This is a genomic window from Paracoccus sp. Ld10, assembly GCF_045064235.1.
In the GTDB taxonomy this organism is placed as follows: Bacteria; Pseudomonadota; Alphaproteobacteria; order Rhodobacterales; family Rhodobacteraceae; genus Paracoccus.
This window is the reverse complement of sequence record NZ_JBISHD010000006.1, coordinates 97313-110802: the sequence shown is the minus strand read 5'-3', so window position 1 is coordinate 110802 and position 13490 is coordinate 97313. Positions and strand designations below refer to the sequence as shown.

At 66.7% G+C, this 13490-nt stretch carries 17 protein-coding genes; 4 read left to right on the top strand and 13 right to left on the bottom strand.

Features of this window, described 5'->3' with window-relative positions; all coding sequences use genetic code 11:
- Positions 1 to 7: 7 nt before the first annotated feature.
- The 4 genes from rfbA to rfbC are packed head-to-tail and all read right to left on the bottom strand — an operon-like array spanning position 8 to position 3331.
- Complete coding sequence (gene rfbA, locus ACJJVR_RS03710) at positions 8 to 880, bottom strand: glucose-1-phosphate thymidylyltransferase RfbA (protein WP_405402351.1); 873 nt, start codon at positions 878 to 880, stop codon at positions 8 to 10.
- A complete protein-coding gene (gene rfbD / locus ACJJVR_RS03705) occupies positions 877 to 1737 on the bottom strand; it encodes a dTDP-4-dehydrorhamnose reductase (RefSeq protein WP_405402350.1) in 861 nt (286 codons plus the stop codon). The genes rfbA and rfbD overlap by 4 nt, the downstream gene beginning before the upstream one ends.
- Positions 1737 to 2774 (bottom strand): dTDP-glucose 4,6-dehydratase, encoded by a 1038-nt coding sequence (gene rfbB, locus ACJJVR_RS03700; protein WP_405402348.1) that lies wholly within the window; start codon positions 2772 to 2774, stop codon positions 1737 to 1739. Before rfbB ends, rfbD begins: the two co-directional genes overlap by 1 nt.
- On the bottom strand, positions 2771 to 3331 hold the full coding sequence (rfbC, locus tag ACJJVR_RS03695) for a dTDP-4-dehydrorhamnose 3,5-epimerase (RefSeq protein WP_405402347.1): 561 nt from the start codon (positions 3329 to 3331) through the stop codon (positions 2771 to 2773). The genes rfbB and rfbC overlap by 4 nt, the downstream gene beginning before the upstream one ends.
- 172 nt (positions 3332 to 3503) lie before the next feature.
- Here rfbC and ACJJVR_RS03690 point away from each other — a divergent pair, with 172 nt between their 5' ends.
- Entirely contained in the window at positions 3504 to 4490 is a 987-nt protein-coding gene (locus ACJJVR_RS03690; protein WP_405402345.1) for a glycosyltransferase, read from the top strand.
- On the opposite strand, the gene ACJJVR_RS03685 is transcribed toward ACJJVR_RS03690, so the two are convergent.
- From ACJJVR_RS03685 to ACJJVR_RS03660, 6 genes are all read right to left on the bottom strand, one after another.
- Positions 4487 to 5077: a hypothetical protein gene (locus tag ACJJVR_RS03685; protein ID WP_405402344.1), complete on the bottom strand. Its 591-nt coding sequence runs from the start codon at positions 5075 to 5077 to the stop codon at positions 4487 to 4489. The two genes, ACJJVR_RS03690 and ACJJVR_RS03685, sit on opposite strands and share 4 nt — an antisense overlap.
- The gene (locus tag ACJJVR_RS03680; protein ID WP_405402343.1) at positions 5074 to 5898 is read right to left on the bottom strand and encodes an ABC transporter permease; all 825 of its coding nucleotides are present in this window, start codon (positions 5896 to 5898) and stop codon (positions 5074 to 5076) included. Before ACJJVR_RS03680 ends, ACJJVR_RS03685 begins: the two co-directional genes overlap by 4 nt.
- Complete coding sequence (locus ACJJVR_RS03675; RefSeq protein WP_405402342.1) at positions 5895 to 6617, bottom strand: ABC transporter ATP-binding protein; 723 nt, start codon at positions 6615 to 6617, stop codon at positions 5895 to 5897. The genes ACJJVR_RS03680 and ACJJVR_RS03675 overlap by 4 nt, the downstream gene beginning before the upstream one ends.
- A gap of 6 nt (positions 6618 to 6623) precedes the next feature.
- Positions 6624 to 7079, bottom strand: coding sequence for a hypothetical protein (locus ACJJVR_RS03670; RefSeq protein ID WP_405402529.1), 456 nt, complete (start codon positions 7077 to 7079; stop codon positions 6624 to 6626).
- Between the two features lie 189 nt (positions 7080 to 7268).
- Positions 7269 to 8240 carry a YVTN family beta-propeller repeat protein gene (locus ACJJVR_RS03665; RefSeq protein WP_405402340.1) on the bottom strand — a complete coding sequence of 324 codons (972 nt, stop codon included), beginning with the start codon at positions 8238 to 8240 and terminating at the stop codon, positions 7269 to 7271.
- A gap of 8 nt (positions 8241 to 8248) precedes the next feature.
- The gene (locus tag ACJJVR_RS03660; protein WP_405402338.1) at positions 8249 to 9436 is read right to left on the bottom strand and encodes an ABC transporter substrate-binding protein; all 1188 of its coding nucleotides are present in this window, start codon (positions 9434 to 9436) and stop codon (positions 8249 to 8251) included.
- Positions 9437 to 9596: 160 nt separating this feature from the next.
- Here ACJJVR_RS03660 and ACJJVR_RS03655 point away from each other — a divergent pair, with 160 nt between their 5' ends.
- The 3 genes from ACJJVR_RS03655 to ACJJVR_RS03645 are packed head-to-tail and all read left to right on the top strand — an operon-like array spanning position 9597 to position 11584.
- The gene (locus tag ACJJVR_RS03655; RefSeq protein WP_405402337.1) at positions 9597 to 10103 is read left to right on the top strand and encodes a DUF3280 domain-containing protein; all 507 of its coding nucleotides are present in this window, start codon (positions 9597 to 9599) and stop codon (positions 10101 to 10103) included.
- On the top strand, positions 10100 to 10657 hold the full coding sequence (locus tag ACJJVR_RS03650) for an SRPBCC family protein (protein ID WP_405402335.1): 558 nt from the start codon (positions 10100 to 10102) through the stop codon (positions 10655 to 10657). Before ACJJVR_RS03655 ends, ACJJVR_RS03650 begins: the two co-directional genes overlap by 4 nt.
- The gene (locus tag ACJJVR_RS03645; protein WP_405402334.1) at positions 10658 to 11584 is read left to right on the top strand and encodes a PQQ-binding-like beta-propeller repeat protein; all 927 of its coding nucleotides are present in this window, start codon (positions 10658 to 10660) and stop codon (positions 11582 to 11584) included.
- On the opposite strand, the gene ACJJVR_RS03640 is transcribed toward ACJJVR_RS03645, so the two are convergent.
- From ACJJVR_RS03640 to ACJJVR_RS03630, 3 genes are read right to left on the bottom strand one after another with little or no spacing between them, the layout of a single operon-like run.
- Positions 11559 to 12089: a rhodanese-like domain-containing protein gene (locus ACJJVR_RS03640; protein ID WP_405402332.1), complete on the bottom strand. Its 531-nt coding sequence runs from the start codon at positions 12087 to 12089 to the stop codon at positions 11559 to 11561. The genes ACJJVR_RS03645 and ACJJVR_RS03640 overlap by 26 nt on opposite strands.
- Positions 12086 to 12907 carry a quinoprotein dehydrogenase-associated putative ABC transporter substrate-binding protein gene (locus ACJJVR_RS03635; protein WP_405402331.1) on the bottom strand — a complete coding sequence of 274 codons (822 nt, stop codon included), beginning with the start codon at positions 12905 to 12907 and terminating at the stop codon, positions 12086 to 12088. Before ACJJVR_RS03635 ends, ACJJVR_RS03640 begins: the two co-directional genes overlap by 4 nt.
- Positions 12904 to 13449, bottom strand: coding sequence for a c-type cytochrome, methanol metabolism-related (locus ACJJVR_RS03630; RefSeq protein ID WP_405402330.1), 546 nt, complete (start codon positions 13447 to 13449; stop codon positions 12904 to 12906). The genes ACJJVR_RS03635 and ACJJVR_RS03630 overlap by 4 nt, the downstream gene beginning before the upstream one ends.
- Positions 13450 to 13490: the final 41 nt, after the last annotated feature.

Here is a 13490-nt window from a genome sequence, read left to right as displayed (position 1 = left end):
ACAAGGGTCAGCTGATCAGCCGCAGCAGATATGCTCCGTAATCGTTCTTGGCAAACTTTGCCGCACGGGCCCGCAGCTGTTCAGGCGAGATCCAGCCGGCCTCGAAGGCGATTTCCTCAGGGCAGCCGGTCTGCAGGCCTTGGCGGTTTTCCAGCGTACGCACGAAATTTCCGGCATCCAGCAGACTGGCATGGGTCCCTGTATCCAGCCACGCAAAACCCCGGCCCATGCGTTCGACGGTCAGCGCCCCGTCATGCAGATAGCTTTCCAGCAGGGTCGTGATCTCCAGCTCTCCGCGGTCGGACGGCTTGACGGCGCGGGCCCGTTCGGGCGCAGTACCATCCAGGAAATAGAGCCCCGTCACGGCATAGTCCGACGGCGGCACGGATGGCTTTTCAACGATGGCGCGGGCGCGCATCTGGTCGTCGAAATCGACCACGCCATAGCGTTCCGGGTCCGACACGCGATAACCAAAGACCGTGCCGCCACTGTCGCGCGCATCCGCCGATGCCAAGAGTTCCGGCAGGCCGTGCCCGAAAAAGATGTTGTCGCCCAGCACCATCGCGGACGGGCTGCCCGCCAAGAAATCCTCGGCCAGGATATAGGCCTGCGCCAGGCCGTCGGGGCTGGGCTGGATGATATAGGTGAAGCTGATCCCCCACTGGCTGCCGTCGTCCAGCAGGCGGCGGAACTGATCCTGATCCTCGGGGGTGGTGATGATCGCGATTTCGCGGATGCCGGCCAGCATCAGCACGCTGATCGGATAAAAGATCATCGGCTTGTCGTACAGCGGCAGCAGCTGCTTGGACACGCCCATGGTGATCGGGTACAGCCGGGTGCCCGATCCACCGGCCAGAATGATGCCCTTGCGCTGTGTCATGCCTTGTCCTTCAATTGGTCCAGAACGCGCGCCAGACCGGCCCGCCAGTCGGGGCGCGCAATGCCGAAATCACGCGCGATGCGCCCGCAATCCAGCCGCGAATTCAGCGGCCGTGCAGCAGGCGTCGGATAGTCGGATGACGGAATGTCGGCGACCTGCACGACAAGGCCCGCCTGCGCCATGATCTCGCGCGCGAAATCGGCCCAGGACGCATCAGGAGCGCCCGCAAAGTGATAGATCCCGCCCGTGGTGTCGGGCCGGTCGCGCATCACGCGGATCATCCGCAGCGCCGCGGCGGCGATGTCGGCGGCGGGGGTCGGTCCGCCGATCTGGTCGGCCACCACCGTCAGCCGGTCGCGATCCGCGCCAAGGCGCAGCATCGTCTTGACGAAGTTCGCGCCATGGGCGGAAAACACCCATGACGTGCGCATGACGGCCCACCGTCCGCCCGCGGCAGCCACGCCCTGCTCTCCGGCCAGCTTGGTCGCGCCATAGACGCCCAGGGGCGCGGTCGGTGCATCCTCGGCCCGCGACTGATCGCCCGATCCGTCAAAGACGTAGTCGGTCGAGATGTGCAGGAACGGGATGCCCAGATCCGCGCAGGCCCGCGCCATCGCCGCCGGCGCATCGGCATTGACAAGACGCGCGGTGTCGGCGTCCGTCTCGGCCCGGTCCACGGCGGTATAGGCAGCCGCGTTGATGACCGCGCGGGGACGTGCCTCGCGGATGGCTGCAGCGCAGGCAGCGGGGTCGGTCAGGTCGGCCCGGTCACGGCCCAGACAGATCGCCTTTGGGGCCAAGGCAGCCAACTCCTGCGCGACCTGGCCCGTGCGGCCAAAGACCAGCAATCCCTGCATCACGCGGCCCCCAGTCGTTTGCCCACACCGTCGCGGTCCAGCAGCGGCTGCCACCAGTCGCGATTGGCAAGGTACCATTCGACGGTGCGGCGCAGCCCCTCCTCGACCGTCATGGACGGGCGCCAGCCCAGTTCGTCACGGATGCGGGTCGGGTCGATCGCATAGCGGCGGTCGTGGCCCGGACGGTCGGTCACAAAGGTGATCAGGTCGGCATGCGGCGCGCCTGCGGGGTGCAGGTCGTCCATGTGGGCGCAGATCGTGCGGACCAGATCGATGTTCGTGGCCTCGTTCTCTCCGCCGATGTTATAGCTGCGGTTCACGCGGCCCTTTTCCAGGACCAGCAGCAGCGCGTCGGCGTGATCTTCGACGTACAGCCAGTCGCGGACGTTGCCGCCGTCGCCATAGACCGGGATCGGCTGGCCCGACAGCGCCTTGAGGATCACCACCGGCACCAGTTTCTCGGGGAAATGATAGGGGCCGTAATTGTTGGAACAGTTCGTCAGCACGACCGGCAGGCCATAGGTCTCGGCCCAGGCACGCACCAGATGATCGGACCCCGCCTTGCTGGCCGAATAGGGGCTGCGGGGGTCATAGGGGGTGGTTTCCGTGAACTGCCCCGTCTCGCCCAGCGATCCGAACACCTCGTCGGTCGAGATGTGGTGAAAGCGGAAGCTGTCGGGTTTGCCCTGGGCGATCCAATAGGCGCGGGCGGCCTCCAGCATGTTGAACGTGCCGATCACGTTTGTCTCGACAAAGGCCGCGGGGCCGTCGATGGACCGGTCCACGTGGCTTTCCGCGGCCAGGTGCATGATCGCGTCGGGGCGGTGCTGCGCCAGAATGCGGTCCAGCGTGGCGCGGTCGCGGATGTCGGCCTGCTCGAACGCATAGCGGTCGGACTGCGCGGCATCGGCCACGTTTTCCAGGTTCGCGGCATAGGTCAGCGCGTCCAGGTTCACGACGTGATGGCCGCGCGCAATGGCCAGACGGACGACGGCAGAGCCGATGAAGCCGGCACCGCCGGTGATCAGGATATTCATGCCTGCTCCTCAAAGACAAAGGGCGATTTCAGGTCGGCCAGCCGTTGCGCATCGCGGTCCTTGTCCGACAACAGCGGGTCGGTCACGTCCCAGTCGATGCCGACGCTGTCCCACGCGACCGCCCCGTCCGATGCGCGGTCGTAATGGGCCGTGCACTTGTACACGATCTCTGTATCAGGTTCGCGCGTGACAAAGCCGTGCAGGAACCCCGCCGGTATCCACAGCTGGCGACCGTTCTCAAAGCTCAGCTCGGCCCCGAACCACTGGCCATAGGTCGGGCTGCCCACACGCACGTCCACCGCCACGTCGAACAGCCGGCCCCGCCCGCAGCGCACCAGCTTGCCCTGCGCAAAAGGGGGCGACTGATAGTGCAGGCCCCGGACCGTGCCGGTCTGTGCAGACATCGAATGGTTGTCCTGCACGAATTCCGGCAGCACGACCCCGGCATCGGCCAGCGTCCTGCGGTTCCAGCTTTCGGAGAAGAAGCCGCGCGCATCGCCGTGACGCGCCGGCGTCAGCAGCAGCACTCCGGGCAGAGGGGTTGTCTCGATCTGCATACGTGCCTCGGATGGTTGTCCTGCACGATGTCTAGGGGCATCGGTGCGTCTTGTCAGCCCCGTCCGGCATGGAAAGCACCGGGATGGCGGTGGTTGCTGCGCAAAGTCGCTTTGTGGTATCGCGCGATCCGACCCGGCCGCAGCCTGCCGGCAGATGACATGATCGGTAGCCATGGCCCATACCCGACCCTCGATCGCCGCCGTGGTTGTGACGCATGACCGCCTGGACAAGCTGACCGTCACGGTCGCGCGTCTGCTGGATCAGCCTGTGGACCACGTGATCGTCGTCGACAATGCCTCGACCGACGGGACGGCGGCCTGGCTTGCCACGCTGGACGACCCGCGCCTGCGGGTGCATCGCAACGCCACGAACCAGGGCGGGGCGGGCGGGTTTTCGGTCGGCATACAACTGGCGCGGGACGAGGCGGATGCTGACTGGACCGTGGTCATGGACGACGACGGCCGCCCTGCGACGGGCGCCATCGACGCGTTCCGGGCGATGGATCTGTCGGGGTGGGACGCGATCGGCGCGGCGGTGCATCATCCCGACGGCTGCATCTGCGAGATGAACCGCCCCTATCGCAACCCTTTCTGGCATCCGGGCGCGTTCCTGCGGACCTTGGCGCGGATGCCCCTGGGGCGCGGCCGCGCGGGGTTCCATCTGGGCGATGACGATTATCACGCCGACGCACCGGTCGTGGCCGTGGACATGAGCAGCTTTGTCGGGCTGTTCCTGTCCCGCGCGGCCCTGCGACAGGCCGGGCTACCCGACCCGCGGCTGTTCATCTATGGCGACGACCAGTTGTACACGCTGCGCATGCGCCGCGCGGGGCTGCGCATCGGCTTTTCGCCGCAGGTCCGGTTCGAACACGACACCACCGCCGTGCAGGCGCAGGGCGGGGTCGTGCTGCGCCCGATGTGGAAGGTGTTCTACATGTATCGCAATGCGCTGATGGCGTATCGGGTCGCGGCGGGGCCGTGGTTCTGGCCGCTGGTCCCGGTGCTGCTGCGCAAATGGCGGCGCAAGGCGGGCGATTACGGCCCCGATGCCGCCCTGTTCCGGACCATCCTGGATGAGGCGGTGCGGGACGGGCTGGCGGGGCGGCTGGACCGCAGCCATGACGACATCCTGCGCCTGTCGGGCGGCAGCGCGCCCTAGTCCAGCTGGCCCGCGATGGCGCGGCCCAGCGCAAAGACCCGCTGTTCCAGGATCACCGGCGTCTCGCAGACATAGGTCAGCGCCTGCTGGCGTTCGGTAAAGATACGCTGATCCCAGTCCAGGGCCTTTTCCTCGGCGTCGATGGCATCGAAATCGGGGCTGTCGGCGGCCTCCATCGCGGCCATGCGGGCGCGGCGGTCCTCGATGCGTCCGGACAGGTCCAGCTGCGACTGGCCATAGCGCGCGATGCCCGCGATCAACGCGCTGCGGTCGCTGTCGATGCGATCAAAGATCGCCTGCATCAGCGCCACCAGATGCGTGTCGGGGGCCTGGGCGCCGAATTCGGCGATCTCGGCCACGGCGTCTTGGACCGGCAGGCGGCGCTGTTCCAGGCGCTCGGCCAAGCGGGCGATGTCCGGGTCGCGGGCCAGGGCCAGCGTCTGGTCATCGGGGATGGGACCGGTCCAGACCTGGCCCATCGACAGGTGCGGCTGCTTGCGCTGAATGCAGGGCCAGTCGGGATCGGTCCCCGATGCGCCGAATGCGGGACCGGCCAGCAGCGCCAGGGCCAGAGTAATGCGGATCATGCGGGGCCTCCTTTTCGCCGGGCCCACAGGCCCTTTTGCGGATCATACATGAAGACCGCCGCGCCAAAGAACCCCGCCAAACATCCCAGAACCACCGCCAGCGCGGTCCAGTTCACCTGCATGTACAGCGCGAACCGGATCAGCTCGACCGCGTGGGTAAAGGGATTGAAGGCGCAGATGTCGTGCAGCAGCGGGCTGCTCTCGCGCATCCGCCACAGCGGGTACAGCGCGGAGGACGCAAAGAACATCGGGAAGATCACGAAATTCATGACGCCCGCGAAATTCTCCAGCTGGCGGATCGCGCTGGACAGAAACAGACCCATCGCCCCCAGCATCAGCCCCGACAGGATCAGCGCCGGAATCACCGTGACATAGCCTGAGGCCGGCGGGCGGATGCCCCACCACCATGCGATCGCCAGAAAGGTAAAGACCTGGATGATCGACACGATCACCCCTGCGATCAGCTTGGACCCCAGCAGGTACCAGCGCGGGAACGGGCTGACCAACAGCGTGCGCATGGCCCCGGTTTCGCGGTCATAGACCATCGACAGTGACGATTGCATGCCGTTGAAAAGCTGGATCATCGCGACCAGACCCGGGGTCACATAGACCTCGTACAGCACATAGGTCTGATAAGGCGGCGTGATCGACAGACCCAACACGGCGCGGAACCCGGCGGCAAAGATGAACAGCCAGACCAGTGGACGCACCAGCGCCGCCAGAAACCGCCCACGCTGGTTGACGAAACGCAGCGTCTCGCGCCGCGCGATGCCCAGAAAGGCGGTCAGCCAGCCGCGGGGGCGGTCGGTCGGCGCGGTCATGGCGCCACCCCGGTCAGGTCCAGAAACGCGCGCGTCAGCCCCTGCGACCCTGCGATGTCAGCGGCGCGTCCGTGGCGCAGCACCCGACCGCGATGCAGGATGACCAGATCGTCGGCGGGGTCGATCTCGTCCAGGATATGGGTGGCCCACAGGGCCGATACGCCATCGCGGGCGATCAGGCGGCGGGTCAGGGCCAGCACCTCGGCCCGCGATTTCACGTCCAGACCCACCGTCGCCTCGTCCAGCAGCAGCAGGTCGGGGCTGTGGATCAGGGCGCGCGCGATCTCTGCCCGACGGGCCTGGCCGCCGGACAGGGCGGTGACGCGGGCATCGGCCTTATCGGCCAGATCGACCTGACCCAGCACGCGGTCGATGCGCGGACGCGCCAGCCGGCCCGGAATGCCATGCAGGCTGGCGTGATAGATCAGGTTCTGGCGGATCGTCAGGTCGGCGTCCATCGCGCGGCTTTGAAACACCACGCCCAGCCGGGCCAGCGCCTGCGACGGTTCGCGCCGCAGATCGTGCCCCGCCACCCGGATCGTGCCCGACCGGTTGTTGTAAAGACGCGTGATCAGCGAAAACAGCGTGGTCTTGCCCGCGCCGTTCACGCCCAACAGGGCGGTGAACCCGCCACGCGGCACCGTCAATGACACGTCGTCCAGCGCCTGCACGGCACCAAAGCTGTGGCTGACATGGTCGATCTGCAACGCGGCGGTCAACGGGCCCTACTGGATGTTAAAGACGGCTTGCATGCTGTCGCCCGACGACCCCGGAACCGACAGGGTATAGCGACCGGGCAGCACCGCGACAAAGCTGAGAACCGCCGTGCCCTCGGCGTCGAATTCGATGCTGTGCACACCCATCGGCCGGATCTCGGTGTCGCCGATGACAATCTCGTTGATCCATATCGCGCGAAAGAAATCGCCGCCCGACAGAGCCAGCTCCTGGCTGCCATCGGCCACGATGGTGATGCGATAATAGCCGCCGGACTTGATCGTGTACTCCGCGCTGGCGACGGGCTGTCCGGATGCCAGCGTCAGCGGCGCCAGATCGCTGCGGTTCTGGCGGGCCAGCAGGCCGGAAAAGCCGTAATCGAACATGCCGGTCGCGTCATGCGTCCCCTCGGCCTCCTCCCCATTGTCGTCATCGTCATCATCATCGTCGTCCGGCTCGACAGCCACGCCCGATTGGGTGCCCGGTTCGGCATGCTCGCCCACCACAGCGTCGCCGCCGGGGCCCTGGTCAGCGGGGGTGGGGCTGTCCTGTGCCACGGCGGGCACCGCCAGGATCAGGGCCAGCGCGGCGCCGGACATCAGTGTCGTCAACGTGGTCATGGGAACTCTCCTCCTTGGGGACATGCGGATGCGGGATCAGTCCGGGGCGACGACGACGCCCCATGGCTGCTGCCCCACGGGGACAGAGCGGACGACCTGATTGGCGGCCACGTCGATGATCGACACGTCGTTGGAATTGCCGTTGGTGGTGTAGAGGTATTTCTCGTCCGGGCTGAAGGCCAGCTGCCAGACCCGCTGGCCGACCAACAGATAGTCGGTCACCTCGTCGGTGGCGGCGTCGATCACCGCGACCCGGTTCGCGGGCCCCAGCGCCACGAACAGCGTGGTGCCATCCGCGGTGACGCGCGCCCCCACCGGCTGGATCGCCTCGGGCAGGACGCCGGGAATGTCGAAACTGATCTTGCTGGTGATCTGCTGGGAGGCCGGGTCGATCACGCTGACCGTGCCGCCGATTTCGGACGTCACGTACAGCTTGGACCCGTCGGCCGTGTATTGGGCAAAACGCGGGCGGCTGTCGACCAGCACGTTGGCGGTGATCTCGAACGTCTCGGTGTCGATGAAATGCGCCATGTTCGTCGTTTCCGACGTGTTGATCACCACGCGACCGTCGGGGCTGACGCCCATACCCTCGGGCTCGACACCGACGGGCACCTCGGCCAGAACCTGATGGGTCTTGGTGTCGACCACGGTGACGATGTTGTCGTCCTCGTTGGCGATGAACAGCGGGTTGCCGGATGGGTGCAGCACGAACAGCTCCGGGTCGGGGCCGGACGGCAGGGTGTGCATCTCGTCCATCGTTTCGGGGTCAAAGACGCGCACCAGGTTGTCGTCGGACGCACAGACATACAGTTCCGTCCCGTCGGGGCTGATGGTGATGCCGCGGGGGCGGTTGCCCACGGGATAGGTGCCGATGACCTCGAACGTCTCTCCGTCTAGCACGGTGACGTCGTTGCTGCGTTCGTTGGTGACAAAGACACGGTTCGCCGACGCGGGTCCGGCGACCAGCATCAGCGCAAGCCCGGTGGTGGCAATCGAAAGATGTCGCATGCGGCCTCTCAGAATTGGCATTGGGTTTCGGGGCGGTCGACGCCCAGCGTGTCCAGCTGGCTGGTCTGATGCAGATACTGGTCCTGCGGACTGACCGACGTGGTCAGCACGCCGGTCGTCAACAGGATCGGCTGGCGCACCTGATGGTCCCAGTCGCGTACCGTCAGGGCCTGGCCCTTGAACCCCGCCACATCGAAATCGGGGGACAGGATGAACTCTCTGAGCACTGCGGGATCGCCGGAATTGGTGCGGGTGGCGGCCTCTCCGATGATACGCAGCGACAGCCAGGCCTGATAGTCCTCCTCGCGGATCGGGCGGTTGGCCAGCTTTTCAAAGCGGTTCTGGAACTGGGTGCCGCCCCAGGCCTCCATCGCGGGGTGCCAGCTGCGCGGGACCAGCCCGGCAGACCCCGCGACCGGGCGCGCATCCCAGGTCAGATAGGGCAGATAGGCGGCGAAAACGTCGGCCTCGTCTGCCGTGATGACCACGTCATGGTCGGCGGCACGTTGGGTAAAGACGGGCATCTGCGCCTGCACCTGCACGTGGCCGCTGTCGGTGCGGCGCGCGCCGCCGGTATCGGCGTATTCGCGTTCCTCGACGATCCGGGCGCCGAATTTGGCGGCGCTGGTGCGCCAGGCCTGTGCCAGGGCCTGATCCTCGGGGTGACTGCCGTGGATCAGGAACCAGCGGGGCCAGTTTTTCCACATCAGAAATTGCGTCATAGCGTCGGTCAACATGGCGCGGCTTGGCGCGACGTGGATGGTGTTGAACCGGCAATCGACCCCGCGCAGGTTGTCGCCCCGCGCCATCGCGTTCAAAACCATGGCCCTGTCGCCTGCCTGATCGGCCAGCGACAGGGTCGTCGCGTCATCGGCCAGCAGGACGATGAATTGAATGCCTTCGTCCAGCATAAGGGCCATCTGGGCCGGTGCGGTCTCGGGGGTGGCGGCGATCTCCTCGGCCTCAAAGTCCTGGCCCATGAAACGACCGGTGGTGTCGTTGTCCTCGATCGCCAGACGGGCGCCGGCAAAGCCCAGATCGGCGGGCATCAGGTCCAGCCGAGAGATCGGCGGCAGACCCGGACGGTCGACCCGCATCACGGCGGCGCGGATCTGCACCGGGTCGGGGGTCTGGGCCGCGACCGGTGGGGCCAGTGCCACGACACCAGCCAAAAGTCCCATGATTCCCTTGAACATTTCGTCTCTCCCTGCGGGCAGGGTGCGGGGTGATCCGGATTGCGGCAAGCCGGTTATTGTTCCCGTTTCGTCCGGGAACTTTTCTCTCAACCCAAAGTCGGATGCGATTGCACCTTTTGTCTTAATGGACGCCTGCCCGACCCCGGCGCATGGTCGGGGGATGACCCGTTTCGGCGTGATATCGACCCTGTTTCTGGCCCCCGTGGCGGCGCTTGGCCAACCGGCACCGCCGTCGGGGACCGCGACGTGGTTCGGCCTGCATTACATCGACACCTCGACCGAAGGCGCCATCAACGGCATCCGCGCGGACGAGACCGCCCGCATCGACATGGTCGAGGATTTCATCGCCCGGGACCTGACCGAACGCGGTTTCGCCCTGACCGCGCCCCCGGACGCGGCGGTCGAAAACATCCTGAACCCGGTCCGGTCGAACGGTGCCGATGCCCGGATCGCCCGCGACATGGGATCGGATTACGCCATCGCCGGAGAGGTTCAGAAGGTGTCCAACCTGATCCAGTCGATCAACCTGACCCTGCGCGATGCCGAAACCGGAGAGACCCTGCGCGCTGGATCGGTCGAGATCCGCGGCAACACCGACGACGCGTTCCGGCGCGGCTACAGCTATCTGCTGAGAAATGTGATCTTTCGGGAGGAACGAAAGGAATGAGGACGACGACAGTTCTGGCCGGCGCGCTTGGTGCGGTGCTGGCCCTGACCGGAATGGCGGGCGCGCATGGCCCGTCGCGGCTGAAGACCGAAAAGACCGTGACGCTGGACGCCACCCCTGACGAGGTGTGGGAGGTGATCGGCCGGTTCGACGACATGGGCTGGCACCCGATGATCGCATCGACCGCAATGACGCCCGAGGGCGCGGCCGCCGACCTTCCAGACGAATCGACCCGCGTGCTGACGCTGGACGCCGACGGCGCGCCCACGATCACCGAACAGCTGATGGCCATCGACGACGACAAGATGATGTACAAGTACATGATCACCGCGGTGGACACCGCCGTCCTGCCGGTGACCAACTATTCCTCGACGCTGCAGGTCACCGACAAGGACGGCAAGGCCAAGGTCCTGTGGAAGGGCGGTTTCTATCGTGGTTTCCCGAACAACGAACCCCCGGCCGACCTGAACGACGACGCGGCCATGGCCGCTGTCGACGGCGTCTATCAGGCCGGTATGGACGCGCTGGCCGAACGCTTTGGTCGCGTCGACTAGGTGCTGCGCCCTTTTCTGATGATGCTGATGGCGGGGTCCCCGGTGCTGGCCGGGGATCTTGCGTTCGTGACCGCGCAGAACGGCGACGCGCTGGTTGTGGTCGATCTGGAAACCGGCACCATCGTGGCACAGGCCGACATCCCCGATGCCCCGGCGCCCGTCGCCTATGACCCGCAGGCCGGGCTGGTTTATGTCATCGCCGCCGATACGGGTCGCCTGCACGTGCTGGACGAAGACGCCCAGGCGCTGGCCCATCGCGACATGGACGCGGGGGCGTTCGGTTTGGCGGCGGGCGGTGGCGCCGTGTTCGTCACCGACTGGTACGGCGCACGGCTGACGCGGCTGGACGCTGATCTGAGGCCCGTCTGGACCGCGCCCACCGGCGACGCGCCCGCGGGCGTGGCGATCGACGGCATGGGCCTGGTCGCGACCGCCGATCGCGATGCGGATCAGGTCAGCATATTCGACGCCGCGACCGGCGCCCTGCTGCATCGCGTGGCGACGGCGGGGGCGCATCCCTTTGGCGTGACGTTCCATGACGGGCGGCTGTTCTCGGCGGATGTGATGGGGGACGTGGTGTCGGTCATCGACCCGGTCGCGGGGCGGCTGACGGGCCGGGTTGCAACCGGCGGCCACCCCTATGCCGTGGCCTTTGCCGCCGGGCGGGGGTTCGTGACCGATCAGTACGACGGGACCGTCACCGTGTTCGACGCCGCAACGCTGGCCCCCGTCGCAACTGTGACGGTGGGCGATTACCCCGAGGGCATCGCCACCCTGCCCGACGGCAGCGGCGTGGCGGTCGCGAACTGGGATTCCGACACCCTTGTGGTGCTGGACGCGGCGACGCTGACGGTGACGCGCATCATCGACATGCCGTCAGGCCCGCGTGCCTTTGGCAGGTTCACGGGGCGACAGGGTCGATGGTGACCAAAGGCTGACCCGCCTGTTCCCAGGCATCCGTGCCGCCGGGAAACCAGATCACCGGGTCGAACCCCCATTCGACCGCCCGCCGCGCGGCGTTCCAGCTCATCCAGCAATCGGCGCGGCAAAAGATCACCACGGGACGGTCGGGATCGCCCGCCTTGGCCCGGGTCAGCCCGCCGCGCAGGCGCGCCTCTTCGGCCGGGGACAGGGCCTGGTAGCCCGTGTCCCACAGCCACTCCGCGCCGGGAATAGAGCGGTGCGCGGGTTCATTCCAGATTGTCCCTTCGGGCAGGCCCGCGGGACGCGCCCGTGGCCGCGGCAGCACGTCCAGAAACGCCGCCCGGCCCTGCAGGGCGATGGCCTGATCCACGTTCACGACCTGCGCGCCCGCCAGCGTGGCGGGAACCGCGGAACGATAGGGCTCTCCACGATAGGTATCGGGTTCAGGAACAGTTTCGGCCCACGCCGCGGGTGCCAGCAGCAGGGCCAGCACCAGCAGCCGGATCACGGCAGAACCGCCTTGCCATAATCGTCGACCAGCGGGACGCCCGCCTCGTGCAGGATCCGGTTGATGCCGTCCTGGTTGCGGCGGATCATGCTGTTCAGGTCGCGTTTCCATTCCTGTTCGTCGGGGCGCACGCCCATGGTGATGCGAAAGAATAATCGCGGCGGGTCCGTGTCATGCAGCAGGGGCACGAATTGCAGATCAGGGTCGTCCTTGACGCGCGGCCCGGCCAGCGGACCCCACAACACGGCGGCTCCGGTCGCACCACTTCGGACATCCTCCAGCAGATCGCCCATCGGGTCCTCGACCCGGCGGTCGACGAACAGATCCGCACCGCGCATGTTGGGCGCCAGCCCCGCGCGGGCCAGATGCGTGGCGGGCGGCGTGCCCGCCACGACGCCAATGCCATGATCCTTCAGCGCCGGGTCGGTCAGCCGGTCCACCTGCGCCAGCGGCCCGTCCCTGCGGGTCACGATGCCATAGACCGACGTATAATAATGGTTGGTGTTCTGGACCAGCTCGTCCCCCTGGGCATAGCCGATCACCACGTCGCAATTCCCCTCCCGCAGGGTGCGCTGAACGAACCCCATGCCAGAGGGAAACCAGAAATAGGTCACCGGCAAGCCCAACTGCTGGCCAAAGAAATCGGCCAGCGTGTTTTCAAACCCGCTGCCGTCGCGGTTGGACATCGGGGCATTGGCGGGGTCCGCGCAGACGCGGAACTGGGTGGTGGACCGCAGGTCGGCCACCTGGGCCACAGCCGGGGCGGACAGCACCCCGGCCGCCAGCACCAGACCGGCAATGGGTCGCAGGACGGTCAACTGGACATGCAGGAATCTTCCTGCGCGGTATAGTCCTCCGACTTATCGGCCCGTTCTGCCGGGCGGCCACGGCCAATCGTGTCGGTGCCATGCGCCAGCAGATAGACATAGATGTCGTCGATATAGCACCAGACGTTCTTGTTGGTGCCAAACGCGGGCATGACCGAGTTCGTCCCCTGCCGCCCCGAGGCCACCACCTGCATGAAGTCATAGTAATCCATGCGCAGCACCGATTCCTTCAGCGCGGGGGCATAGGTCGACCCTTCGCCGTCGGGGCCGTGGCAGACGTGGCATTCCGCATGATACCGGCGAAAGCCGTTGAAGGTCGCGAAATCGACGACGCCGTCCTCGACCTTGAAGGTCGGGATGTCGTCGGCGTTGCGCCAGCGGCCGTCCAGTTCCTCGACGGGGGTCGTGTCCTGACCGTTGGGCAGGACATGGGCGCCCGCATCCTGCGGGGGCGTTGTTTCGGTCTGCGCCCAGGCCATGCCGGCCAAGGATGCCCCCAGGACCAGCGCCGTGAGGCTGGTGATGGCTTTCATGTCGGAAGTCCTCCCAAAGTCGTCTGTCTCCTTAGACGGTT